Genomic DNA, 25,299 nt, shown 5'->3' on the forward strand with positions numbered 1-25,299 from the left:
TGGATACGGGGGATGTCCCTTGTGGCCGCAATTGGCCTGTTGGCCGCGTGCCAACTTCCTAAAGCGGGCCCCAACAAATCCGAGATTCTGTCGGGTTCGACGGCGAATGGCGGTAATGCCTTCGTGGTCGAGGTCGATGACCGGGTTGCACAGGCAACGTCCGCTATCCCCAAATACGGGTTCTCAGCCGCCTTCAGCAGTGCTCCGAACCTGACTGCGGACACGGTGCGCGCTGGCGACATTCTGGGACTGACGATCTGGGAAAACGTCGATGATGGTCTGCTGTCCGGCGAACTCAGCGCAGCCACTGCGCTTGAGCAGGTACAGGTGGACAGCGACGGTTTCATCTTTGTGCCCTATGCCGGACGAATTCGCGCCGCCGGCAACACGCCCGAGCAACTGCGCCAGCTGATCACCAGCAAACTGCAGGATCAGACACCCGACCCACAAGTCGAAGTGCGCCGCACCGCAGGCAACGGATCGACCGTCTCGCTGACCGGAGAAATCGGTGCGCCCGGTGTGTATCCGATCGAACGGCCCAGCAGAACCTTGCTTGGAATGCTGTCGCAGGCCGGCGGCGTCGCTGTTGGATCGGACATCGCGCTTGTGACCCTGATCCGTGGAAATGACCGCGGCACCGTCTGGTATGACGACCTTTTCCGCAACCCCAGACTGGACGTAGCGTTGCGCGGCGGTGACCGCATTCTGGTTGAAGCGGACAGCAGATCCTACATCGCGCTGGGCGCAACGGGCCAATCCCGCGTGGCCTTTGACACACAAGACCTTTCCGCTCTTGAAGCCCTGGCACAGGTGGGCGGGTTGCAATCGCTGTCCTCTGACCCGACTGGCATCTTCGTTTTGCGCAACGAACGGCAAGACATTGCCCGTTCGGTCATGGGGCGCCAAGATTTGCGGGGAGATCAGCGCATGATCTACCTGCTGAACCTCACCGCGCCCAACGGGTTGTTCATCGCCCGCGATTTCGTCATTCGGGACGATGACACGATCTATGTCACCGAAGCGCCTTATGCACAGTGGAGCAAGTCGATTTCACTGATCGCGGGTGGCCTGACACCGCTTGCAAATGTCACCACTCTGACGGGCGGCTGATGCTACCCGAAGCGACAGCCGGGGCTCAGCGTACCCGGCTGTATGTCTATAACGGTGGTTTCCTGACCCGACGCCGCGTCCGGCGTATTCTGAACCTCTCCGGCTATGACATTCGTCTGGGCTTTCCCGGCGACGGGGATGTTGTTGGCGTTTGGGGCATCAGCCCGACGGCCCATCGCGGTCTGACTATTGCGGCCCGGCACGGGTCGCCCATCCTGCGGGTCGAGGACGCATTTCTACGTTCGCTGCATCCGGGGCGAGCCGGCGAGCCTCCGATGGGTCTTCTGCTCGACCGGTCCGGGGTACATTTTGATCCGGCACAGCCTTCCGATCTTGAAACGTTATTGATCACCCACCCGCTGGACGACACTGCATTATTGAACCGTGCCAGAAATGGCATTGACCGGGTGCGCGAATTGCACCTGAGCAAGTATTCGGCCGTCGACCCCACCTTGCGGCCACCGGATCCCGGCTATGTTCTGGTGGTCGATCAGGCCCATGACGATGCCTCGGTGATTGCCAGCAACGGCGACCACGCGCGGTTCCGCGAGATGCTGGTCATGGCGCAAGAGGAAAACCCCGGCGCCCACATTCTGATTAAAACACATCCGGAAACCGTTGCCGGATACCGAAATGGATATTTCTCGGATCAGGACCTGTCCGACAGGGTCTCGTTCATAGATACGCCCATCAGCCCCTGGACCCTGCTGGAAGGCGCAACGGGCGTTTACACCCTGTCGTCGCAATTTGGGTTCGAGGCGATTTTGGCCGGGCACAAACCGCGTGTCTTTGGCCAGCCGTTCTATGCCGGGTGGGGCCTGACACAGGACGAGGTGCACTTTCCACGTCGCCAGCGCAATCTGACCCGGGCGCAGTTGTTTGCGGCAGCAATGATCCTCTATCCCACTTGGCACGACCCATTCGGGGACCAGCTTTGCGAACTGGAGACCGTTCTGGACACGCTCGAGGCGCAAACGCGCGCATGGCGGCAGGATCACAAGGGCTGGACCGCGTCGGGAATGCGCATGTGGAAGCGTAAGCACCTGCAACAGATGTTCGGGCGTGAGAAGAAAATCCGATTCACGTCTGAACCGCCAGAAGTACTTGGCCGCCCGCATATGGTCTGGGCCAGCCACGCCCGTGGCGCCGAAGACGCGACCCGGATCGAAGACGGGTTTCTGCGATCACGTGGGCTGGGCGCCAGTCTGGTGCCGCCCCTGTCGCTGGCGACTGATGATCTGGGCATCTACTACGACCCGACACATCCCAGCAGGCTGGAAGAACTGATTGCCATGCGCGAAACCCTGCGCCCGGATCAGGAGCTGCGGGCCGAGCGTCTTGTGGCGCACATACTTGCGGGCCAGCTCAGCAAATACAATACCGGAGGCGCGGTCCCCGACCTGCCCCTAGGACACCGCATTCTGGTGCCGGGACAGGTTCACGACGATGCCTCGATCCTGTTGGGCACCACCACGGTGCGCACCAACACTGACCTGCTGCGTGCAACGCGCGAGGCGAACCCGAATGCGATCCTGATCTACAAGCCGCACCCCGATGTCGAAGCCGGGCTGCGCGAAGGAGAGATCGAAGACGAAAGCCTTGCCGACGTGATCGCCAGCAACACCGATCCTGCGGCCTTGCTGCCGCAGGTACAGGAGGTCTGGACCATGACCTCTCTGCTTGGGTTCGAGGCCCTGTTGCGCGGAGTTCGCGTTACCACGCTTGGCGCGCCTTTCTATGCTGGCTGGGGTCTGACGCAAGATCTGGGAACGGTCCCGGTGCGGCGGGGGGGGCGACCGTCGATGCTGGGATTGGTGCACGCGGCCCTGATCGACTATCCGCGCTATTTGGACCCGGTCACCGGGCAACCGTGCCCCGTCGAGGTTGCGGTGAAACACCTGACCGAAGGGTTTGAGCGCCAAGGGGGCCGGCCCCTCCGTCTGCTTTCAAAATTGCAGGGCGCACTTGCCACGCACGCGCATCTGTGGCGCAGCCGCTAGCGCAGCGACCGCGCCCAACGATGCAGAACGTCCGGCCCGACGGCTCGGGCTTCGATCAACTCAAACCTCGGGGCCGCGTCCAGTGTTTCCAAGCCCAACGATCCGATGGCAGACAGACCCTCGGCCCCGATTGTCAGACCCGCACTGAATCCTACCAGTTCATCCACAAGATCATCGGCCAGCAAGGACGCAGCAAGCGCCGATCCACCTTCACAAAAGACGCGCGTCAGCCCGGCCTGCCCCAACTGCTGCAGCAGGTCGGCGGCATCAATGTGATGCTCTTCCAATGCACAAGGGATCAGACGTGCGCCCAGCCCTTCCCACGCGCGGGCGCGCTCGGGGTCCGGGGACGGGCCATGGCAGAGCCAGACCGGTATTTGCGACGCTGTACGGGCCAGTTGCCCCATTAGCGGGATGTCCAGATGGCGTGAGACGACAACCCGCACCGGCTGCACTTCGATCCCCAGATCGCGGACCGTCAGCGATGGGTCATCCGCCCGCGCCGTTCCTGCCCCCACCATCACCGCATCATGCCGCGCGCGCATGGCGTGGACCGCGCGACGCGCTTTTGGCCCGGTGATCCATTTGCTGTAACCGCTGGAGGTTGCAATCCGCCCGTCGAAACTGCTGGCCAACTTGAGCGTTACGAATGGCCGCCCCTGTTCTGTCTTCAGAAAGAACCCCGCATGGTCCCGCGCAGCCTGCTCGGCCAGAACGCCGGTAGTGACCTCGATCCCGGCCTCGCGCAGCATGGCAAAGCCCTGCCCGGCCACACGCGGATCGCTGTCCTCAATCGCCGAAACCACGCGCGACACGCCGGCCTTGATCAGCGCCTCGGCGCAAGGGGGGGTCTGACCGTGATGGGAACAGGGCTCCAGCGAGACATAGGCCGTTGCCCCGCGCGCAGCCTCGCCGGCCTGCGCCAGCGCCTGAGTTTCGCCATGCGGACGACCTCCGGGCTGGGTCCAGCCGCGCCCGATAATCCGGCCGTCACGCACAACCACGCAGCCCACGGCCGGGTTGGGCCAACACGTGCCCTGACCGCGCTGACCCAAAGACAAGGCCAGCGCCATGTATCGCTTATCAGTTTCGCTCACTCGTCCGTCGAAGGCTGCGGCGGGCGCAGTTCGTGGACAAACTCCTCGAAATCATCGGCCGCCTGGAAATTCTTGTACACACTCGCAAAGCGAACATAGGCCACGGTGTCGATCCGCGCCAGAGCTTCCATGACGATCTCACCGATCTTGCTGGAGGGGATGTCGGTCTCGCCCATGCTTTCCAGACGGCGGACGATGCCGGAAATCATCTGGTCGATCCGATCTGGTTCAATCGGGCGTTTCTGCATCGAAATCCGGATCGAGCGTTCCAGCTTGTCCCGGTCGAAGTCTTCGCGTTTTCCATTGGTTTTGATCACCACCAGATCGCGCAGCTGTACGCGTTCATACGTGGTAAAGCGCCCCCCACATGCGGGACAAAACCGGCGTCTGCGGATCGCGACGTGATCCTCTGCCGGGCGTGAATCTTTGACCTGAGTGTCGATATTTCCGCAAAACGGGCAGCGCATCCGCCGTCTCCTCGTCCCTGGTTCGGCCTCTTTTTGTAAGCTATGCCGCTTACTTATCCACAACTATAGGGTAGCCGCTAGGATTTGGGTAGTCGGAATTTTTCACCGCTATATCGTGAATCTATGCGAAATGCGCCGCAATCTTTCGGTGATGTGGCGCGGTGCGGTGCTCGAACAGGTAGACACCTTGCCACGTACCCAGAACCGGCTGTCCGGACACAACGGGGATCGACAGCGACACAGGTAAAAGCGCGGCCTTGATATGAGCAGGCATATCATCCGGGCCTTCATAGGTGTGCCGCAGATACGCCATCGCCGGGTGATCCGACGGCGGCACAAGTCGATCAAAAAAGGCGCGCAAGTCCGTCTGCACTTCGGGGTCCGCGTTTTCCTGAATAACCAGCGAGCAGGAGGTGTGCCGCACGAATAGTGTCAGCACGCCATCACCTCCGGCCGGTTTCATCCAGTGACGCACATCCGAGGTGAATTCATAAAGCCCCGAACCGTGCGTTGAGATTGTGAATTCGGTCTGCATCAGGCGAGCAGCCATGTATCAGTCGAAGAAGGGGCGGATGTTGCACCGACCATTGGCGGCTGAAACGGACATGCTGAAACCCGGCTGAAACCCTGCCGAGAAAACACCACTGCTTTGCTGCGGCACCCCTTCTGGCGCCGAGAGCGAGAACTGCACGGCCGTTCTGCGACCCGTCGCCTCACTAGGGCCGTAACCACGCTTGACGTAGATACGCTGCTGCCAGCTCGCCCCCAGCGTTCTTCGCGCAAAGTCGGATGCTGCACACCAATACCCGTCCACATCTGTACGCCCTCTTGGAATCACTTCAAATTCTGTTTGGTTCAAAGCAACGGTCTGATACCCAAATCGGGCGAACGAGGCCGATGCCGAAGAGCCCAATACAATCGCGGCAAGCGCCACGTAAGTCATAACCTTTTTCATAACCATACTCTTTCCTGTTTCGAGGTAAGTATTGACCTAGTTTACTTTAAAACCAGACAAAGCCGCTTCACGATGAATTCAGCCCAAGTTCTGCGGGTCGTGAACGGGTGCCAGCCAGCCGCGATACCGGATCAGCAGTCCCAGCACGGGCATATCAGCCGACACGTCAAAACAAAAAAGCCCTGTTTCGTCCTGCCATTCCACGGTGGAAGATCGCGGTAGCAGGAAAGCGGGGCAGCGCAGCCCCAAGACACTGAGGCGCCGTATGTGGATCAGCAGACGTCCGTCAGAAATCTCGGGCATCAGCCAAATGGACAACCAACTCAGTTGCTCACGAACACATTCGGCACCGTGATCAAAAGTCAGCCGAGACCGCGTGGTGTGACCGTCAAAATCCCGCACCCATCGCCATTCCTGCCCATCACGGTCGATCCTGATCTGCACCGGAATATCTTCGGCGCCCCGGGGGAAACGCCCAAGACGCAAGGCCAGAGCGATCAGCCACCCCCTGCCCTCGACAACACTGCACCGTCCAGCATAGATCCCCGGAGCTTCGTGCAAGCGCCGAACAGCCCTAGGCACGTCAGCCCCCAAAGGCAGGGCCTGCAAAAAGGGGTCGGGTCGCACTCAGAACCCCTCAGGCAAAAACCTGGCCCGCAGTGCGGGATCCGGGATCAAGCAGGCCTGCGTGCGGCCAAAGATCTTGTATCTGTTGCGGGCAATCAAGTGGTAGAGCGGGTCTTTGACCCATCCTGGCAGGAACCTGCACAGAGACAGAGTTGGCCAACACCCCGGCAAGCTTTTCATTGCAGCGGCAAAAGCATCAAGGCGCTGATGCACTCTGCCATTCACAATGACCAGATTGGTTTCGAAATCCCGCGTTGGCAAACCAAAATCGCGGTACAGCCGTTGCCCTAGAGGGGATTGTGCCGTCGCAAACTTAAAGCGCTGCGTTTTGTCCCGCACCAGCATAAAGTGAAAGAACCCCGAACACAGGACACATTCCCCATCAAATACAATGGCATCCTGAATGCCCTTGAAGTCTGCAGAAACAAGGATAGGTATATCTTTCGGGTCCGCTAAATCTTGACTTCAACCCTTTCACCCCGGGCTTGACCCGGCAATGCGACAAGAGGACGTCCAGATAATCACAAAGTTGGAACGTGCCGGGGAGCCACCGGACTGGTGAGGCTTCCAGGGCTCTGCCCCCATCCCCGGCAAGGCGCTTACCCGACAACGGGCGAAAAATAGTGTATTGCTGACCTTGGGTCTTGTGTTCTTACGCCAAAACCATTCGAATTCCAGACAACAGACATTTGCTTAGGACAGGATCTGCGCATCCTGTCACTTTGGCGTAAAAGCACATTAAAAATACGGTGGGAAAGGCCATGGAAGTTGATATCGCCCGCATCCAGTTGCTGACCCGAGCGCTTGATCAACGAACGAACGGCACTGAAGTGTCTGACCACATCCTAAAAAAATGTAATCTGACGCGGGAAACCATCTCGCCTCCAGCCACCACCTATACCGCGCATCAAGAGGCTCTGTTCGTGCGTTATGCCTGCGACGCGTTGGGGGACATCACATTTGCGGCTCAGGCCGGGTTGCAGTTCAAATCCGCCTCAAGCCTCACCGCCTATATCAGCAAATACTCACGGGACCTGCGGCAGGTCATGGAGAATACGTCCCGGTTTCACAGGATCATTGACCCCGCGCTGATGTTTAGCCTGCGGCTTGCCGGTAACTTCGCCACCATCGAAGCCGATTGGAAAGACGCCAGCTTTGCCCGCTACCATCGCAGAACCGAGTTCCTGATGTTCAGCGGTTTGGCCCGGATGCGAGCCCTGACGCAAACGAATTTCTTTCCCATAGAAATCAGATTTCAGCACGAGATTGGCGGAAACCAGAAGAGTTTTCAGAAACTTGCCGGGTGCCCTGTTGTATTTGGCTCGGAACGGCTTGAGATCGTCGTTGCGCCCTCGGCTCTGGATATGCCTGTTCCGACTTATGACCCGAACCTGCGGGCGCATCTTCTGGAATACGGAGAACGCGTTCTGACCGAGCGGCGCTCGCCCAAGCAAAAACTACGCGCGCAGGTCGAAGGGCTGATCACCCGGTCGATGCCCGGTACGGTCATTAATGCCGACGAAGCCGCCGCCAGCCTGGGAATGAGTCCGCGCACCTTTGCCCGGCGGCTCAAGGATGAGGGCGTCAGCTATCGCGATATCGTCGATGACTTGCGCTGCGATTTGGCTCAGACTTTCATCACTAACGGAATGCCCCTGTCAGAGATCGCCTTTTCCCTGGGCTATTCAGATCAACCAGCATTTTCGACTGCCTTCAAACGCTGGACCGGGCGGGCACCCAGCACGTTCCGCAGCCGTTTGGATCCTCCGGAAATCCCCTGAGCCGGGTGGCCGGGGGTCATCGGCGTCGCCACCTCGCCCCGGCCTGTCCCATGAGTGGACGCCAAAGATATAAAGGTGCATATGGGGTGGGACTTGCGAGTTGCCGCCAAATTGATCGCTGAACCGGCCAATGTGAAGGTTTCAGCTGCCAGAAAAAAGGCGCCTCGTCTGAGGCGCCTTTGACTTTACTGATCCAGGAAAGATCGCAACTTTCGCGACCGGCTGGGGTGTTTGAGCTTGCGCAGCGCTTTTGCCTCGATCTGGCGAATACGCTCACGAGTCACACTGAACTGCTGGCCTACCTCTTCCAGCGTATGGTCGGTGTTCATGCCGATGCCAAAGCGCATCCGCAGAACTCGTTCCTCACGCGGAGTAAGCGAGGCGAGAACCCGTGTGGTCGTTTCCTTGAGGTTCTCCTGAATGGCGCTGTCCAACGGCAGCACAGCATTCTTGTCCTCGATGAAATCGCCCAGTTGGCTGTCTTCCTCGTCGCCAATTGGCGTTTCAAGGCTGATCGGCTCTTTAGCGATTTTCATCACCTTGCGAACCTTCTCAAGCGGCATCTGCAGCTTTTCGGCCAGTTCTTCCGGCGTCGGCTCGCGGCCGATCTCATGCAACATCTGACGGCCGGTCCTGACCAGCTTGTTGATCGTCTCGATCATGTGGACCGGAATACGAATCGTGCGCGCCTGATCCGCAATCGAGCGCGTGATCGCCTGACGGATCCACCACGTCGCATATGTCGAGAATTTATAACCGCGGCGGTATTCGAACTTGTCCACCGCTTTCATCAGGCCGATGTTGCCTTCCTGAATAAGATCAAGGAATTGCAGGCCGCGGTTCGTGTACTTTTTGGCAATCGAAATCACCAGGCGCAGGTTGGCTTCGACCATTTCCTTCTTGGCCTGCCGCGCCTCTTTCTCGCCCTTCTGAACCTGCTGCACGATGCGGCGGAATTCGGGGATGTCGAGACCGACATACTGACCGACCTGAGCCATATCGTTGCGCAGTTCCTCGACCTTCGCGGTCGAGCGTTCGATGAACATCTGCCAACCGCGACCAGGCTTTTCTGCCATCTCGGCCAGCCAGTTCGGGTCCAGTTCGCGACCGCGATAAGCGTCAATGAACTCACGACGGTTGATACGAGCCTGATCGGCCAGTTTCACCATCGAGCTGTCCAGCGACATGATCCGGCGGTTGATGCCATAAAGCTGGTCAATCAGCGCTTCGATCCGGTTGTTGTGCAGGTGCAACCCGTTTACCAGCTCGACAATCTCGGCGCGCAGCTTCTGATAGGTGTCTTCATCCTTTTCGCTGAATGATCCGTCCTCGTTCAGCGTGGCAGATATCCGGCTGTCCTGCATCTCCGACAGCATCGAGAAGTCGGTCGAGATGCGCTCCAGCGTGGTCAGCACCTGATCCTTCAGGGCCGCTTCCATCGCGGCAAGCGACATGTTGGCCTGATCGTCGTCGTCATCGTCATCGTCATTGGCAATCGGATTACCATCAGCGTCGAGTTCCGGCCCTGTGTCTTTGGCTGGTTTGGCAGTCTGAACAGCCGAAGTGTCAACGACAGGTTCCTCGACACCGCCGTCTTCGTCCATCTGGTTGCCGAATGTGGCCTCCAGATCGATGACGTCGCGCAGCAGAATGTCTTCAGACAGCAATTCGTCATGCCAGATCGTGATCGCCTGGAACGTCAGAGGGCTTTCGCACAGGCCGGCAATCATGGTGTTGCGACCGGCTTCGATCCGCTTGGCGATGGCGATCTCGCCTTCGCGGCTCAGCAGTTCAACCGAACCCATCTCGCGCAGGTACATGCGAACCGGGTCATCAGTGCGATCCAGTTTCTCGGTTGCGGCTCCGGCCAGCGCAACCTCGCGGTTGCTATCAGTGGTGGTCAGTTCGGTCGAGCCTTTATTCTCTTCCTCTTCGGCCTCTTCATCTTCGATGATGTTGATGCCCATTTCGGACAGCATCGACATAACGTCTTCGATCTGTTCCGAGCTGACCTGATCCGGCGGCAGCACCTGGTTGAGCTGGTCGTAGGTGATGTAGCCTTTCTCGCGGGCCTCAGCGATCATCTTCTTGACCTGGGCCTGGCTCATGTCCAGCGAGATTTCCTGTTCCTGCTCGTCGGACTTGCGATCTTCGGTCGTGTCTTTGGCGGCCATTCAATGCTCCTGCAGGGATGGGTGATTCGTTTGCACCGAATCATTAGCGCGTAGAAGTGATTCGGCCACCCGTTTACCTGTTTTTCTTTTCCAGTGCCTTACGAAAACACCAGTTTAGCGGCGTTTCCGTTCGAAATTGATCCCGGACATGATTGCCTTGAACGCGTCTTTCTCGTCGCGGTTGATTCTTGCGCCGTTGTCGGCGATGTCGAAAACGGCCCTGTCCTCGTTCTGGCTGCGGCTCGTGCGGTTGCGCTCTTCGGCGGCCTGCGCCAGCCGATATGTCAGCGCCTCATCAGCCAGATCGGACAGTTCCTCTGCAGCTTCGGCAATCTCAGCATCCAACCCCCGGAGCGCTTTGATCTTTGCGAGTTCCTCAGCCAGTGTCATCTCGGCCTTTTCAACGTCGCCTGGTTTGTACACACAGGGGATTACTGCGACATGGCGAAGGGCCAGCAGGTTTTCAAGGGCTTCGGCCCCCAAAGTTTCGGCAATGTGGTCCTGCAGATGATCCGGATCATCAATCGCGTGACGCAGAATGGCATGGCGCAGAACCGCGTGGTCGGGGTCGCGGCACTCCATCTCTTCCAGCTGGTGCTCGAATTGCACGACGACCCGTGGGTTCAGCGCTGCGATGGCCAGTATGGCCGCTTCACGCAGCTGGATTTCCGCCCCCTCGGATGAGGCCAGGAAAGAGGATCGCGCACCGGGTGTTGCTGGCTGTTTCTGCGGTTGCCACTTGCCGCGTGGCTGCCACTGGCGGTTCTGCGGCTGCCGCTGCGGACGGAAAAGCCGCCAGCGCAGGTCCTTGATCTCTTGCCCATAATGCGACCGGATCGAGGGATCGCGGATCAGTTTGATTTTGTCGCGTAGCACCTTGTCCAATGCTGCCTTACGTTCCGGACTGTCGAACACTTTGCCTTCGGTTTCGCGCTGCCACAACAGTTTGACCATGGGGATGGCCCCATCCAGCACAGCCTGAACCGCCCCGGCCCCTTCGGCCCGCAGCAGGTCATCCGGATCCTTACCTTCGGGCATCAGGGCAAAGCGCAGAGATTTCCCAGCCTCGAGCAGAGGCAGCGCCAGATCAACCGCCCGCATCGCAGCCCGCAAACCGGCGGTGTCGCCGTCCAGCGCGATGATCGGCTCGTCCGAGATGCGCCAGAGCAGTTGCAGTTGATGTTCCGTGATCGCCGTGCCCAAGGGCGCAACCGAAGCGCCGAACCCGGCCTCGGCCAGAGCAATCACGTCCATATACCCCTCGGCAACGATCAGCGGTTGCCCCTTCCCCGACGCCTGACGTGCGGGGCCGTGGTTGTAAAGACTGCGACCCTTGTCGAACAACTCGGTTTCGGGCGAATTCAGATACTTGGCGTTGTCACTTGGGTCCATCGCCCGGCCGCCAAAGGCAATACACCGCCCGCGCGGGTCGCGGATCGGGAACATGATCCGATTGCGGAAGGTGTCATAGGGATTCTTGCCCTTGTTTGACGGCTTGGCCAAACCAGCCCCGAGGATCAGGTCCTCGGCGACATTCTTGCCCCGCAGATGATCCCACAACGCCTGCCAGCCGTCCGGAGCAAATCCGATCTCCCACCGCTCCAACGCCTGAACGTCCAGACCCCGACGGGTCAGGTAGTCGCGCGCGGCGCCCCCTGCCCCGGTCTTGAGCTGCAGACGGAAGAACTGCGCCGCCCGCTCCATCACCTCGGCCAACTGCGCACGGCGATCCTGCTTTTCCTGCGCCTTGGGGTCGCGCGCGGGCATCGGCATACCGGCCTCACGCGCCAGAATTTCAACAGCTTCGATGAACGAGACGTTTTCGGTCTCTTTCACAAAGCTGATCGCGTCCCCTTTGGCGTGGCAGCCGAAGCAGTAATAGAACCCCTTTTGGTCATCGACATGGAAGGATGCAGTCTTTTCGTGGTGAAACGGGCACGGGGCCCACATGTCGCCCTTGCCTTGATTGGACTTGCGCTGGTCCCACATGACTTTGCGCCCGACAACCTGAGACAAGCTCAGCCGGGTGCGCAGTTCATCCAGAAATCCGGGGGGCAAAGACATTCGTCAAACCTGCCAGAAATGATAACCCGCGCCAAGGGGATGACGCGCGGTTGTCCACAGGGAAATGACGGGCCTGTGGATTATTGCTGCAGGCACAACTCCAGCCACGCCGCACCCAGATCCTTTTTGCGGACATCCCGCATCTTTTGCTCGTAAACCCAAGGCGTGATCAGCGGAATGGCGTTATTGTAGCTTTCAGGCCATGTCGGGCCTGTGTCGGCCACCGCCTGTGGCACGTCGCGCTCTTTTACCCTGTCCAGGCGTGCTTTCTGAATCGCCGCAACGACATCGGCCTGATACTGGCAGCTTTGTTCTTTGGTTTCCTGAGCTGCCAGAGGTGTGGCCAGCAACAGGGCCGCAACGGCGATACGCAACATGGGGGTCTCCCGGAATCGTTTCTTTCGCGGCAGCTTACCCGGCAGAAGTATCGCCCGCTATCACCCTTTTCACCGCGCGCGGTCGTTAGGAGCAGAGCGGCAACAGGGGCGACCGGGCCGCAACCCGACCGCCGCCAACGCCGAAAGTTACAAACCCTTGGCGCGATAGCTTTTCGCGACGCGGTCAATGGCCACGATATAGGCCGCCGTCCGCAGATCCTCGACATCGTCGCGACTGTGCCACACCTCGCGCATAGACTGGTAGGCAATGCGCATGGTGTCATCCAGACCTGAACGCACCAGTTCCAGCTCATCTGCGCCGCGAAGGTACTTGGCCTTGAAGTTTGGAGACATCGACCACGCGTCACCCAGATAACGGTCCAACCGCTCCAACTCACTGACGATCAACTCATGCCGCGCCTCTTCCTGACGGCGCTGCATCCGGCCAAAACGAATATGGCTGAGGTTCTTGACCCACTCAAAATAGGAAACCGTCACACCGCCCGCGTTTGCATACATATCCGGAATGATCACCGTACCTTTTTTGCGCAGGATTTCATCCGCGCCTGCCGTTACTGGACCATTCGCCGCCTCGATGATCAGAGGCGCCTTGATCCGCTCGGCGTTGGACAGGTTGATCACCCCCTCAAGCGCAGCCGGGACGAGGATATCGCATTCCGCTTCAAGAACATCGGCCCCCTCGGCCGAATGTGTCGCATCCGGGTAGTTGCTGACCCCGCCATGCTTCACAATCCACTGCCGAACGGATTCCACGTCAATCCCGTCGGGGTTATACAACGCGCCATCCCATTCGATGATACCCACAATGCGCGAGCCGTCCTCCTCGCTCAGGAACTTCGCCGCGTGGTATCCCACGTTGCCCAACCCCTGCACGACAATACGCTTGCCATCCAGCTTGCCCGACAGGCCCGCCTTCTGCACATCCTCGGGGTGGCGGAAGAATTCGCGCAGAGCGTATTGAATGCCCCGTCCGGTCGCCTCGACCCGCCCCGAGATACCCCCGGCATTCAACGGCTTGCCGGTCACACTGGCGCGCGCATTGATGTCGGTGGTGTTCATGCGGGCATATTGGTCGGCCATCCAGGCCATCTCACGCTCACCTGTCCCCATATCCGGCGCGGGCACGTTCTGAGAAGGGTTGATCAGATCGCGCTTGGCCAGTTCATAGGCAAAGCGCCGGGTGATCTGCTCCAACTCATGCTCTTCATATTGGCGGGGATCGATGCGCAGGCCACCTTTCGAGCCGCCAAACGGCGTTTCGACCAGCGCGCATTTATAGGTCATCAGCGCCGCCAGCGCCTCGACCTCGTCCTGGTTCACCGCCAAGGCGTAGCGAATACCGCCCTTGACCGGCTCCATATGTTCGGAATGAACCGAGCGATAGCCTGTGAAGGTGTGAATTTCGCCCCGCAGTCGTACACCGAACCGCACTGTGTAAGTGGCGTTACAGACCCGGATCTTTTCCTCTAGCCCTGGAGGCAAGTCCATCAGGGACGCCGCCCTGTTGAACATGAGGTCCACACTCTCGCGAAAGCTGGGTTCTTTGATGGCCGTCATTTAATCCTCCGTGCCAGCGAACGACTTACGTTCTGACGTTTTGTCGCACCCAATACGTAAACGATCAATATTTAAGCGAAAATAAAACCGACGAAACCCGAAGATATTTTTTCGAAGCCCCTGAGTCGCCCGACCATGAACACCCATTTGAAATTGTCGCCTATACGACAACAGAAGCGCCTAACACCCTCAAATTATCCCGCTTTTTCCAGCAAACCGGTCAAGACAGCGGCTTTTTCGCCTAAATCCCGCCACGATTCGGCGTTAATTTTTGAAAGTTAATATTTCCTTGGCAGTTTGGATGTCTGCTCAGCGAGGTCATCAATATGGTAATGCGCGTTTTCAGAAGCGGCTCTAAGAAAATTAAGAGCTTCATCACTTCGGCTCGTTGTTTCGCCCGGGACGAAGATGGTGGCGTGTTCACAATACTTGTAGTGTCGGGCTTTCTAATAATCATCTGTTTGACGGGCATGGGCGTCGACATGATGCACTTCGAGCGCGACCGGGCAAATCTTCAGGCCACGCTGGACCGCGCGGTTCTCGCTGCCGCTGACCTTGATCAGGAGCTTCCCCCAGCGGATGTTGTTAAAGAATACTTTGAGAAGTCCGGAGTGCGGGGCAAGCTGACGAAAGAACCCGAAGTTGTCGCTGGTATCGGCTCAAGACGTGTGACGGCAGACGCTGAAGTGACCGTCCACACTGCATTTATGTACCTTGCTGGCATTCCCAAGTTGCATTCTGTGGTAAGCAGCACAGCGGAAGAGTCCGTTGGGTCGATCGAGATTTCGCTGGTTCTGGATATGTCGGGCTCAATGGGTGACCCGTCTGCTGAGGCGGGTAAAACAAAAATCCAGGTTCTGCGTGAAGCGGCCAAGAAATTCGTTGCGGCAATGTACGCAAAGGAAAACCCGGACAAGATATCAATTTCGATTATTCCTTATGCAACACAGGTGAACGCCGGGGAAAACATCCTGGGGAAATTCGTGAATGCAACATCTGAACATAGCTATTCGCATTGCGTGAACTTCACCACAGCCCAGTATTCGGAAAAAGGCTTGAGCCCCTCGACCAGCTTGATCAGAGCGGCTCATTTCGACCCCTTCACTGGTCGATCAGGAAGCAACCTCATGACGGTTTGTCCAACAAGGGCCGGAAGTGACATCACCCCGGTCACCAATGTTATTTCGGACCTGAATGATCAGATTGACGCTCTTACTGCATCGGGAAACACGTCCATTGAAATCGGTATGAAATGGGGCGCCGCATTGGTTGACCCTGAAATTCGGCCCATCATCCAACAATTAACCCGACAGAAAGTGGATCCTACTTCGACTGAATTGGATGCAAAAACTGTTGTACCTAAAACGTTCGACAATCGCCCCATGGACTACGATGCAGATGTTCAGAAAATCATCATCGTTATGACCGATGGTCAGAATACTTCCCAAGCAGTACTAAGATCAGACCTGCGTGATGGACTGTCAGATGTCTGGTACAACCCCGCCACTGAGTGGACGGAGGAGTACTACAATAGAAGGCGTGGGAGATGGGAAACCAGAACCGTCACTGGTGACGAATACAGCGTCCTCTCGTCGGAGAGCCCGCAAGAATACTACTGGACACGACAGGAACTGGACGGCAACGATCACCGCTATGGTGACTTGGAGGACGAACCAGGTACAGCGACACGGCTGACCTATCCAGAATTGTTCAACCAAGCGTCGCTTTATTGGAATGCTGTAAACAATTATGAGTGGGACCCCAACCACTATAACGACTGGTACGCAAATGCGTACAGCAACATTTACTCAGGCACAAAAAATACCCGCACAGCCTCTATCTGCTCAAAGATAAAAGAAAGCAAAAAAGTCAAAATCTACGGCATCGCCTTCGAAGCACCGTCAACCGGTCTCGCTACGATCCAAAATTGCGCCAGTGGTCCTGCTTTCGTCTACGAGGTCAACTCAAACGGTAACCTTGGGGAAGAAGACCTGACGCTTGAGCAAGCATTCGAGTCCATCGCTTCGTCGATCAAGCGCCTGAGGCTGACGCAATGATACGAAAAGCACTACGAAAAATAGTTCGTTTCAAGCAGGCTGAAGACGGGTCATTAACCGTTGAATTCGTTATCCTTTTCCCCCTGTACATGTTCTTCATCCTGGGGGCCATTGAGTACGCGATGGTCTCGATCCAGCAATCGATGTTGGAACGATCGGTAGATCTAGTGGTGCGCGACATTCGCCTTGGAACCGGCTCAGGGCCTACGCATGACTCGATCAAAGATGCGATCTGCAGCAGATCCAGCATTATCAACAACTGCTCTGCCAATTTGCGGTTGGAGATGGTGGTTCAGGACCCCTACGCCGGCATCAATATCGACCCGACAGTGGATTGTGTTGACAGGGCGGAACCGGCCAAACCTGTACGAGAATTCTCAAATGGCGGATCGAACGAGCTGATGGTTCTACGTGCCTGCGCAAAGGTTAATCCGATTCTCGCCACAACCACCTTTGGGCGAGCGCTAACGACTGATGATGGCCTGGTTACGCTGACGGCGACGACAGCCTTTGTTCAGGAGCCTTGATATGACGCTTATATTTGCACGCATACAGCGATTTATCCGCGACTTTGTACGTCGCGAGGATGGCACTCTGTCCTTAGAAGCTATTGTTTTGTTCCCTATGCTTGTTTGGACCGTCACGGTAACCTTTTCGCTATATGACGCTTTCCGCCAGAGCACTGCTAACCTCAAAGCTTCTTACACAGTGGGCGACCTAGTTTCGCGTGAGACCAATACCATCACGGACCCGTATGTGTCGTCGATGTATGTCATGCTGCGCCAAATGGTTGGTAACCAGGCACCGTTGAAAATGCGCATGACTTTCATAATGTTTAAAGAGGAAGACGATCGCCATTATGTCGACTGGTCATCAGATTGCGGTTTTGGATTCGAGTGGCGAAATGACAACATTCACCTAATTCGCGACAGGCTTCCACCGATGTCTGACCTGGACACACTGATCATCGTCGAAACCACGAACGACTATGATCCTGTGTTCAAACCGCCATTGTTGAACGGTTGGCTGAACGGAAAGCGCAAGTTCGAAAACTTTGTCTTCACGCGCCCGCGTTTCACCGATCTGATCCCTGGGAACGTTTCCGTGCAGGGTTGTCAGCAAAATGACCTGGATGTGCCTGTAGCAACAACGAGCTAAGCACATCCGTCATGAATTTGGTTTCGGCGGCGGCGGTCATTCCGCCGACGCCCACCCGGCGCCCGACACGCCACCATAGCCCGGGCGCCCAGCTATTTTCCCCACTAACGCGTGTTTTCAGCAGAAACCCGTTCGAAGGTTTGAATGCGAATACCCCCCGATCGACGGCCTCGATATCCTCTACTTTGGCGATGAGGTGCCCTGCCCCGGTTCGGAGTTCGGAAGACGTCAACTCGATCCAGTCGTTCGTCGCGTGCCACATGCGATACGCCAGCCAGAACGCCGCGCCGCCAACCGCAAGCAGAAAGACCAGCCACAGGGGCTCGGGCGGTTGCACCAGTGCTACAGACAAAACCAAAGCGCCGACGATGCTCAGCATCCCGACGCCGAGCCAACGTCTGGCGGGTGAAGGCCTAATAGTGGCCAGAATGTCTTGCTGCATGTGAACCCCTGTTGTTACCCCGTGGGTTTACCGACTTCTGGTGGAAAAAAACAGGGGGGCTGCTACTGCCGATTTTCGCACATTCCCCGTTCTTTTCTGCCGATTGACGCTGTCCCAGTCGAAAATACATGGTGACCACAACTGAAGGAGGCCATCATGTCCCTTAGACCCGTTCTGGAAACCCGGAAAGCCATCGCCGCATTGGAAGGTGCAGGCGTCAAACTGCACCGCGCGTTCGGTTTTCAGGACCCGTCCGAGCTTGACCCGTTTCTGCTGTTCGATGATTTCCGAAACGAGCGTCCACAGGATTATCAGGCCGGGTTTCCTTGGCATCCCCATCGCGGGATCGAGACGATCACCTATGTTCTGACCGGTTCGGTTGAACACTCGGACTCGCTGGGCAACAGCGGCACACTTGGCGCTGGAGACGTTCAATGGATGACCGCCGGTTCCGGGATTCTGCATCAGGAGATGCCGGCTGGGAATCCGTTAGGCCAGATGCACGGCTTTCAGCTGTGGGGTAATCTGCCCTCGGCGAAAAAAATGTCCGCGCCGCGTTATCAGGACGTCAAAAGCAAAGACATCCCGGAAATCACCGATGATGATGGCACCAAGGTGCGTGTGATCGTGGGTAAGTTCTGGGGTAAGACCGGCCCGGTCGACGGGATCGCCGCCGATCCGCAATACCTGGATGTCCATGTCCCGGCAGGGGTTAAAAAGACGCTCAAAATCGATACCTACCGCCGCGCCTTTGCCTATGTGTTCGAAGGTAGTGCTGCCTTTGCCGACGCCTCGCAACCTACTGGCATCCTGCTGGAAAAAGAAGTCGCCGGACAAGAGGTCAATATCCGCGACATGTCCGGTGACCGGACGCTGGTCCGGTTTGGTACCGGGGATGAAATCACTGTTCAGGCCGGGCCTGAAGGTGTCCGGTTCCTGCTAATCTCGGGCGCGCCGATTGACGAGCCGGTCGCCTGGCACGGCCCAATCGTCATGAATACGCGGACGGAGTTGGAGCAAGCCTTTCGAGACCTTCGCAACGGCACTTTCATTCGCCCTGCGCATTAGGCCGTTCAAGCCGAAACCGACCGGCGGACCATGTCCCAATAGACCTGTTCGACCTCCTCCAGCGACAAGCGCCCGCCGGCTCGGTACCATGTCATGACACCATTGAGCATGGCAATCACCGCCAAAGTTGCGATTTTGGTATCGGCGATATCAAACACTCCGGCCGCCTGCCCCGCGCGCAGGATCGCCTCAAGCGCGTCTTCATAGTGGCGGCGTAACGCTTCGATCTCTGCAAAATTCTCGGGTGTCAGGTTGCGCAATTCCATATAGGCAATAAACACCTCGTCCGGGCGCTTTAGGTGAAAGCGGATGTGAAACCCGACGAATTGACGCAAGGCTTCGGACGCATCCGCGGATTGATGCTGATCGTCATAGGCGGACAACAAGTCCTGCATATGTTCGTGCATCAGACGAAACAGCAGGCTTTGCTTGTCGGGCGTGTAGTTATACAGCGCCCCCGCCTGCACCCCGACCTCACCCGCAATCTGACGCATGGATACGGCGGCATAGCCGTGGCGGGCGAACAAAGCCAGCGCCGCCTTGCGGATACGTGGGCCGGTGATATCTGAATGTGAACCTTGAGTACGTGCCATTCCCGCACCGTATCTGAACGTATGTTCAGATAGAACCCCGCTTGAACCAATGCCATAAAAGGTGCATCACGTTTACAATCCACCGTGAAAGGGATCTGAATGAAGCCCCTGTCTATGCTGATCCTGATGCTCATCTGTGCCGGATGCGCCGATTTTCCGGAACTGGAAGGGCGTGAGCAACCAAGTGTCAAATCAGCCCGGTATCCAGAACTCATTCCCATTCAGGAAAACCTCGGCCCGCCGGTTGATCCCGCAAACGAGGCCGCAGAGGTCGAAGAGGACCTTGTTGCCCGGCGTGAAGCGCTGGAGAAAAAGGCAGAAGAACTTCAGGCTGCGGAAATCAACTGACCCTTTGCGATTCAGGGTCCGCGCCGGGCCGCGACGCATTGCACCCTAGCGCCGAACCCGCTAAGGCAGCGCTGAACGGGCAACAGGCCTGATACGATGAAGTTTTCGAGCGGAAAGGAACCCACGGGATGACACAGGCGCTGCGGCTGGGAATTGCGGGCTTGGGAACGGTTGGCGTGGGTGTCGTGAGGATCATCCGCCGCCACGCGGACCTGCTGCAGGCGCGTACGGGGCGGCCTGTTGAAATAATCGCTGTATCGGCGCGCGATGCCAACAAAGACCGGGGTGTGAACCTTTCCGATTATGCTTGGGAAACAGACCCGGTTGCGCTGGCAAAACGTGATGACATAGACGTTTTCGTCGAACTGATCGGTGGCGAAAATGGCCCCGCCAAAGCCTCGGTCGAGGCGGCACTTGCCACCGGCAAGGATGTGGTCACCGCGAACAAGGCGCTGTTGGCGATCCACGGTCAGGAACTTGCCGAAAAAGCCGAGGCCGCCGGTCGCGTGATCCGGTTTGAAGCTGCCGTGGCCGGCGGCATCCCGGTCATCAAATCTCTGACCGAAGGGTTGGCCGGAAACGAGATTACCCGCGTCATGGGCGTGATGAACGGCACCTGCAACTACATCCTGACCCGGATGCAATCGCAGGAGTTGGGTTATAATGCCCTGTTCGAGGAATGTGCGGAATTGGGATATCTTGAAGCCGACCCGAACCTGGACGTCGGCGGTATCGATGCGGCGCATAAACTGGCGCTGCTATCCTCGATCGCTTTCGGGACCAAGCCGAATTTCGACGGCATCCAGATCGAAGGCATTCAGCATATCAGCCTGGATGACATCCATCAGGCCGACGACATGGGCTATCGCATCAAGCTGCTGGGCGTTGCGCAGCGCTCAGCGCGTGGTCTGGAACAGCGGATGCAGCCGTGCCTGGTGCCCAGCAGCTCGCCCCTTGGGCAACTGGAAGGTGGCACCAACATGGTGGTGATCCAAGGCGACGCGGTCGAGCAGGTTGTCCTGCGCGGCCCCGGCGCTGGAGAAGGCCCCACGGCCAGTGCCGTGATGGGCGATGTCTGCGATCTGGCGCGCGGGCTGCAGATCCCGACCTTTGGCCGCCCCGCGACCTCTCTACAGGACGCGCAGCCTGCCGTGACCGGTCTCCCCGCCCCCTACTATCTGCGTCTTGCCCTGTTCGACAAACCGGGTGCGCTGGCAAAAGTCGCCGCGATCCTGGGCGATGCGGGCGTTTCGATCGACCGGATGCGGCAGTACGGGCATTCGGAAAGCACCGCACCGGTCCTGATCGTGACCCACAAGACCACACGCGCCACGCTGGACGTTGCCCTCGGTGGGCTACGCGAGACCGACGTGGTGGCCGGCGAACCCGTTGCATTGCGGATTGAAGAGGTTTGACCCTTGCGGCCTGCATGAAACGCAGGCTATGCCGGACAAAACGCCTTTATTGACCTGAGGATACAGAACATGAGTGCTGCCAAAGTAGATTTTAACGACCGCCTGCTGTCTCTGGGCCTTGCGCGGGTGGCGGAACAGGCTGCTCTGGCCTCTGCCTCGCTGGTCGGTCGCGGCGACGAAAAAGCCGCCGATCAGGCAGCCGTGAACGCCATGCGCGAACAGCTGAACCTGCTGGACATCGCAGGTGTCGTTGTCATCGGTGAAGGCGAGCGCGACGAAGCGCCGATGCTGTATATCGGCGAAGAGGTCGGCACTGGTGAAGGCCCTGGAGTTGACATCGCGCTGGACCCGCTGGAAGGCACCACGCTGACCGCCAAGGATATGCCCAACGCGCTGACAGTGATCGCCATGGGCCCGCGTGGATCGATGCTGCACGCGCCCGACGTCTACATGGACAAGCTGGCCATCGGTCCTGGCTTCCCCGAGGGTGTCGTCAATCTGGACATGAGCCCCCGGAAGCGTGTCGAAGCTCTGGCCAAGGCCAAGGGTTGCGAGCCTGCCGACATCACCGTCTGCATTCTGGAGCGTCCGCGTCACGAGGCGATGATCGCAGAGGTGCGCGAAACCGGCGCCTCGATCCGCCTGATCACCGATGGTGATGTGGCCGGTGTCATGCATTGCGCCGAAAGCGAAGAGACCGGCATCGATATGTATATGGGCCAGGGTGGCGCGCCCGAGGGTGTTCTGGCCGCAGCTGCGCTGAAATGCATGGGTGGCCAGATCTTTGGCCGCCTGTTGTTCCGCAACGACGACGAACGTGGCCGCGCCGCCAAGGCGGGCATCACCGACCTGGACCGCGTTTATGCCCGTGACGAAATGGTGACGGCGGATGTGATCTTTGCCGCAACCGGAGTAACCGGTGGCTCGCTGCTGCCGCGCATCAAGCGTGAGCCCGGTTGGGTTGAAACCACCACCCTGCTTATGCGGTCGAAAACCGGTTCGGTACGGCGCATGAGCTATCGCACACCGATGTGGCCGCACGACAACGCCTAACCGCTTGCGCCTGAACCGCGCGCGAGGCTATCCATAAAGACAATGAGGCCGGGTCCGAGAGGGTCCGGCCTTGGCACATCAGGGGCAGGCCATGAGTTTTCTAGGGGTTGAACAGTCATTAACCGGGCGGCGTTGGATCGGGCCAACGCCTGAAGTGGAACGCGCAACCGAGATGCTGGTACAACAGGCCGACCTGCCCCGCGCGGTGTGTCAGGTGCTGGCACGACGCGGCGTTCCGGCGATGGAGGCCGACGGGTTTCTGGAACCCAAGCTAAAGGAGCTGTTGCCCGACCCGCGATCCATGAAAGACATGGAAACGGCAGCAACACGGTTTCTGTCTGCGGTTCGAAGTAAGCAACGGATCGCGGTCTTTGCGGATTATGACGTGGACGGGGCCAGCTCAGCCGCCTTGCTGCTGGTCTGGCTGCGTCAGATGGGCCTGCAAGCAACACTTTATGTGCCCGACCGGATTGACGAAGGCTATGGCCCCAATGTCCCCGCCATGCAGGAACTGGCAACCAACCACGACCTGATCATCTGTGTGGATTGCGGAACGCTCAGCCATGAGCCTATCGCGGCTGCCACGGGCGCGGACGTCATCGTTCTGGACCACCACTTGGGCGGTGAAACCCTGCCAGATTGCGTGGCTGTGGTGAACCCGAACCGGCAGGATGAAAGCGGCGATCTGGGGTATCTCTGCGCGGCTGGCGTTGTGTTTCTGATGCTGGTCGAGGCCGGGCGACAACTGCGCGAGGCCGGGGTCAAAGGCCCCGATCTGATATCACTGCTAGATCTGGTGGCGCTGGCGACGGTTGCGGACGTCGCCCCGCTGATCGGCGCGAACCGGGCATTGGTTCGTCAGGGATTGAAGGTTATGGCCCAACGACTGAGGCCGGGTCTGGTGGCCCTGTCCGACGTGGCACGCATGGACACAGCGCCTAACAGCTATCACCTGGGATTTCTGCTTGGTCCGCGCGTAAATGCGGGTGGGCGAATTGGGCAGGCCGATCTAGGGGCACGGCTGCTCAGCACAGATTCGATGCACGAGGCCGAGGCGCTGTCGCTGCGTCTGGACGAATTGAACACCGAGCGCCGCGATATCGAAAACGCCGTACGCGCGGCCGCGTTGGAACAGGCCGAGGAACGTGGTCTGGACGCGCCCCTGGTCTGGGCGGCGGGAGAGGGCTGGCATCCTGGCGTTGTGGGCATCGTAGCCTCGCGCCTGAAAGAAAACGCCAACCGCCCGGCAATTGTCATTGGCTTTGATGGGGATGAGGGCAAAGGCTCGGGACGCTCAGTGTCAGGTGTTGATTTGGGAGCTTCGATCCAGCGCTTGGCCGCCGAGGGGCTGCTGGTCAAGGGCGGCGGTCACAAGATGGCAGCCGGCCTGACCGTGATGCGCGATCAGCTGGAACCCGCGATGGAGCGGCTATCCGCATTGCTGGCCAAACAGGGCGCGGGCGAAGGCGGACCGGCCGATCTGAAACTGGACGGAACCCTGATGCCGGGCGCGGCGACGACCGACCTGATCGAACAGATCGAAAAGGCGGGCCCGTTCGGCGCCAGCGCGCCTGCCCCTCGATACGCCCTGCCGGACCTGCAGGTGCGGTTTGCCAAGCGAGTCGGCGACTCCCATCTGAAACTGTCCTTGGCCGACGGTGTTGGCGGCGGTCTGGACGCCATCGCGTTTGGGGCTTTTGACGGGCCAATGGGCGAAAAGCTGTCCAATCATGGTGGGGCGCGGTTCCATTTCGCCGGGCGGCTCGAGGTTAACACATGGGGCGGTCGGCAGAGCGTGCAACTGAGGCTCGAAGACGCTGCTGAGGCAAATTGAGCCCAGTTTCAGACTCGGGAAAAAACTTTCACATCCCTGCGTTTTTCGGCTTGCGGGGGTCACGGTGAAACCGTAAAAGGCCCTCCACAAGCCAGCGTGGCCCGTTCGTCTATCGGTTAGGACGCCAGGTTTTCAACCTGGAAAGAGGGGTTCGATTCCCCTACGGGCTACCACTTGTGCTTGTGCCATTGACAAATGGCCCGTTCGTCTATCGGTTAGGACGCCAGGTTTTCAACCTGGAAAGAGGGGTTCGATTCCCCTACGGGCTACCATTGTCACATCCAGCGATCCCAAAAAGTGTTCATTCATAAGGGAATAACTGCTTGTCTGACATGTCCTTTCAATTCTGAATAGCTCAACCAAAAAAGAACTGCATTCAATAAAGCCATAAAAACATTAAACGTTTCTCATGGGTTTGTACGCAATGGAGAACCGACCACTTACGGAGATTCTTTCCAAGACCAAGTCTGCAACAAACGGTTTTGGAAAGCTGACTGTTTTCGATGTGGGAGCAAACGTTGGTCAGTCTTTTCTGCTGTTTCGGAAATTGCTTCCAGTAGCTGAAATCTACCGCTTCGAGCCGGTTCCACAAACGTTTTCTCGGTTGGAAGAAGTCGTGAGTGGCGACAGGTTGGCTTTTGCCCACCAAATGGGTCTGGCCTCGAAAGTTGGACAGGTACGATTCACTTCCGACCTCAACACGGGAAATCACAAGGTTCCCGAAGGAGAGCAGCTTTCAAAAGATGAGATACAAGTCGAATTCGTAACCGGCGACTACTTAAAGGTCAACGCTGAAGGCTACGACCTAGATGTTCTTCTTGGTTTTTCTGACATGTTGCGAAAAGGCCGGATTACTTATTTGCAGGTGTAGTGTTCGATGAACCTGGACAACCGGTTCCACGCGCATCTGGAGCGGTTTATTCACTTCTTGCACCCATTCAATTACCGGTTGACCGACATTATAGAACCCGTCCGCAGGGTGAATAAAACCAAGCAGGCTCTGAATGGTAAGTGGTATTGCAACGCCGTATTTGCTCGAGAAGTCGAATCCCCAAAACTGCGACGGGACGGGGTAAACTAGCTGCAGAAACGAAAAAAACT

Annotated in this window: 24 protein-coding genes and 2 tRNA genes; 14 read left to right on the forward strand and 12 right to left on the reverse strand. The window is 58.2% G+C overall.

Annotation, left to right across the window (positions count from 1 at the left end):
* The first annotated feature begins 12 nt into the window (after positions 1-12).
* Complete coding sequence (locus ACR0IK_RS05275) at positions 13-1,110, forward strand: polysaccharide biosynthesis/export family protein (RefSeq protein ID WP_480589561.1); 1,098 nt, start codon at positions 13-15, stop codon at positions 1,108-1,110.
* Entirely contained in the window at positions 1,110-3,110 is a 2,001-nt protein-coding gene (locus ACR0IK_RS05280) for a capsular polysaccharide biosynthesis protein (RefSeq protein WP_480640692.1), read from the forward strand. Before ACR0IK_RS05275 ends, ACR0IK_RS05280 begins: the two co-directional genes overlap by 1 nt.
* Here the strand turns inward: ACR0IK_RS05280 and ribD are convergent.
* From ribD to ACR0IK_RS05310, 6 genes are all read right to left on the reverse strand, one after another.
* Complete coding sequence (ribD, locus tag ACR0IK_RS05285; RefSeq protein WP_480640693.1) at positions 3,107-4,207, reverse strand: bifunctional diaminohydroxyphosphoribosylaminopyrimidine deaminase/5-amino-6-(5-phosphoribosylamino)uracil reductase RibD; 1,101 nt, start codon at positions 4,205-4,207, stop codon at positions 3,107-3,109. The genes ACR0IK_RS05280 and ribD overlap by 4 nt on opposite strands.
* Positions 4,204-4,674: a transcriptional regulator NrdR gene (gene nrdR, locus ACR0IK_RS05290; RefSeq protein WP_170324479.1), complete on the reverse strand. Its 471-nt coding sequence runs from the start codon at positions 4,672-4,674 to the stop codon at positions 4,204-4,206. The genes ribD and nrdR overlap by 4 nt, the downstream gene beginning before the upstream one ends.
* 121 nt (positions 4,675-4,795) lie before the next feature.
* On the reverse strand, positions 4,796-5,209 hold the full coding sequence (locus tag ACR0IK_RS05295) for a secondary thiamine-phosphate synthase enzyme YjbQ (protein WP_480640788.1): 414 nt from the start codon (positions 5,207-5,209) through the stop codon (positions 4,796-4,798).
* 18 nt (positions 5,210-5,227) lie between these two features.
* The gene (locus tag ACR0IK_RS05300) at positions 5,228-5,629 is read right to left on the reverse strand and encodes a hypothetical protein (RefSeq protein WP_480640695.1); all 402 of its coding nucleotides are present in this window, start codon (positions 5,627-5,629) and stop codon (positions 5,228-5,230) included.
* A 78-nt stretch (positions 5,630-5,707) separates the two neighbouring features.
* Positions 5,708-6,256, reverse strand: coding sequence for a DUF4166 domain-containing protein (locus tag ACR0IK_RS05305; RefSeq protein ID WP_480640696.1), 549 nt, complete (start codon positions 6,254-6,256; stop codon positions 5,708-5,710).
* Complete coding sequence (locus ACR0IK_RS05310; RefSeq protein ID WP_480640789.1) at positions 6,257-6,694, reverse strand: thiol-disulfide oxidoreductase DCC family protein; 438 nt, start codon at positions 6,692-6,694, stop codon at positions 6,257-6,259.
* Between the two features lie 323 nt (positions 6,695-7,017).
* On the opposite strand from ACR0IK_RS05310, the gene ACR0IK_RS05315 reads away from it, so the two are divergent.
* Positions 7,018-8,037 (forward strand): helix-turn-helix domain-containing protein, encoded by a 1,020-nt coding sequence (locus ACR0IK_RS05315; protein WP_480640697.1) that lies wholly within the window; start codon positions 7,018-7,020, stop codon positions 8,035-8,037.
* A gap of 185 nt (positions 8,038-8,222) precedes the next feature.
* Here ACR0IK_RS05315 and rpoD read toward each other — a convergent pair whose 3' ends face one another.
* The 4 genes from rpoD to ACR0IK_RS05335 all read right to left on the reverse strand — a co-directional run bounded on the left by rpoD (position 8,223) and on the right by ACR0IK_RS05335 (position 14,230).
* Positions 8,223-10,211, reverse strand: a complete 1,989-nt coding sequence (gene rpoD, locus ACR0IK_RS05320) for an RNA polymerase sigma factor RpoD (protein WP_480589554.1) — start codon at positions 10,209-10,211, stop codon at positions 8,223-8,225.
* 114 nt (positions 10,212-10,325) lie between these two features.
* Positions 10,326-12,275, reverse strand: coding sequence for a DNA primase (gene dnaG / locus ACR0IK_RS05325; protein WP_480640698.1), 1,950 nt, complete (start codon positions 12,273-12,275; stop codon positions 10,326-10,328).
* 80 nt (positions 12,276-12,355) lie between these two features.
* Positions 12,356-12,652 carry a hypothetical protein gene (locus tag ACR0IK_RS05330; RefSeq protein ID WP_480589552.1) on the reverse strand — a complete coding sequence of 99 codons (297 nt, stop codon included), beginning with the start codon at positions 12,650-12,652 and terminating at the stop codon, positions 12,356-12,358.
* A 147-nt stretch (positions 12,653-12,799) separates the two neighbouring features.
* Positions 12,800-14,230 (reverse strand): Glu/Leu/Phe/Val family dehydrogenase, encoded by a 1,431-nt coding sequence (locus ACR0IK_RS05335; RefSeq protein ID WP_480589551.1) that lies wholly within the window; start codon positions 14,228-14,230, stop codon positions 12,800-12,802.
* Positions 14,231-14,556: 326 nt separating this feature from the next.
* On the opposite strand from ACR0IK_RS05335, the gene ACR0IK_RS05340 reads away from it, so the two are divergent.
* From ACR0IK_RS05340 to ACR0IK_RS05350, 3 genes are read left to right on the forward strand one after another with little or no spacing between them, the layout of a single operon-like run.
* Positions 14,557-16,287, forward strand: a complete 1,731-nt coding sequence (locus ACR0IK_RS05340; protein ID WP_480640699.1) for a Tad domain-containing protein — start codon at positions 14,557-14,559, stop codon at positions 16,285-16,287.
* Positions 16,284-16,814, forward strand: coding sequence for a TadE/TadG family type IV pilus assembly protein (locus ACR0IK_RS05345; protein ID WP_480640700.1), 531 nt, complete (start codon positions 16,284-16,286; stop codon positions 16,812-16,814). Before ACR0IK_RS05340 ends, ACR0IK_RS05345 begins: the two co-directional genes overlap by 4 nt.
* Position 16,815: 1 nt before the next feature.
* Positions 16,816-17,445, forward strand: a complete 630-nt coding sequence (locus ACR0IK_RS05350; protein ID WP_480589548.1) for a TadE/TadG family type IV pilus assembly protein — start codon at positions 16,816-16,818, stop codon at positions 17,443-17,445.
* On the opposite strand, the gene ACR0IK_RS05355 is transcribed toward ACR0IK_RS05350, so the two are convergent.
* Entirely contained in the window at positions 17,363-17,887 is a 525-nt protein-coding gene (locus tag ACR0IK_RS05355; protein ID WP_480589547.1) for a hypothetical protein, read from the reverse strand. The two genes, ACR0IK_RS05350 and ACR0IK_RS05355, sit on opposite strands and share 83 nt — an antisense overlap.
* A gap of 156 nt (positions 17,888-18,043) precedes the next feature.
* Here ACR0IK_RS05355 and ACR0IK_RS05360 point away from each other — a divergent pair, with 156 nt between their 5' ends.
* Complete coding sequence (locus ACR0IK_RS05360) at positions 18,044-18,955, forward strand: pirin family protein (protein ID WP_480589546.1); 912 nt, start codon at positions 18,044-18,046, stop codon at positions 18,953-18,955.
* A gap of 5 nt (positions 18,956-18,960) precedes the next feature.
* On the opposite strand, the gene ACR0IK_RS05365 is transcribed toward ACR0IK_RS05360, so the two are convergent.
* Positions 18,961-19,548: a TetR/AcrR family transcriptional regulator gene (locus ACR0IK_RS05365; protein ID WP_480640701.1), complete on the reverse strand. Its 588-nt coding sequence runs from the start codon at positions 19,546-19,548 to the stop codon at positions 18,961-18,963.
* 99 nt (positions 19,549-19,647) lie between these two features.
* Between ACR0IK_RS05365 and ACR0IK_RS05370 the strand changes: the two genes are divergently transcribed.
* The 7 genes from ACR0IK_RS05370 to ACR0IK_RS05400 all read left to right on the forward strand — a co-directional run bounded on the left by ACR0IK_RS05370 (position 19,648) and on the right by ACR0IK_RS05400 (position 25,069).
* Positions 19,648-19,896, forward strand: coding sequence for a hypothetical protein (locus ACR0IK_RS05370; protein WP_480640702.1), 249 nt, complete (start codon positions 19,648-19,650; stop codon positions 19,894-19,896).
* 128 nt (positions 19,897-20,024) lie between these two features.
* On the forward strand, positions 20,025-21,311 hold the full coding sequence (locus tag ACR0IK_RS05375; protein ID WP_480589543.1) for a homoserine dehydrogenase: 1,287 nt from the start codon (positions 20,025-20,027) through the stop codon (positions 21,309-21,311).
* 69 nt (positions 21,312-21,380) lie between these two features.
* Positions 21,381-22,364 carry a class II fructose-bisphosphatase gene (gene glpX / locus ACR0IK_RS05380; protein WP_480640704.1) on the forward strand — a complete coding sequence of 328 codons (984 nt, stop codon included), beginning with the start codon at positions 21,381-21,383 and terminating at the stop codon, positions 22,362-22,364.
* 91 nt (positions 22,365-22,455) lie between these two features.
* Positions 22,456-24,198, forward strand: a complete 1,743-nt coding sequence (gene recJ, locus ACR0IK_RS05385; RefSeq protein WP_480640705.1) for a single-stranded-DNA-specific exonuclease RecJ — start codon at positions 22,456-22,458, stop codon at positions 24,196-24,198.
* Between the two features lie 98 nt (positions 24,199-24,296).
* Positions 24,297-24,371, forward strand: a tRNA-Glu gene (locus ACR0IK_RS05390).
* A gap of 24 nt (positions 24,372-24,395) precedes the next feature.
* Positions 24,396-24,470 (forward strand) — tRNA-Glu (locus ACR0IK_RS05395).
* Between the two features lie 137 nt (positions 24,471-24,607).
* Positions 24,608-25,069: an FkbM family methyltransferase gene (locus tag ACR0IK_RS05400; protein ID WP_480640706.1), complete on the forward strand. Its 462-nt coding sequence runs from the start codon at positions 24,608-24,610 to the stop codon at positions 25,067-25,069.
* Positions 25,070-25,299: the final 230 nt, after the last annotated feature.

The organism is Ruegeria sp. BF7, assembly GCF_056538605.1.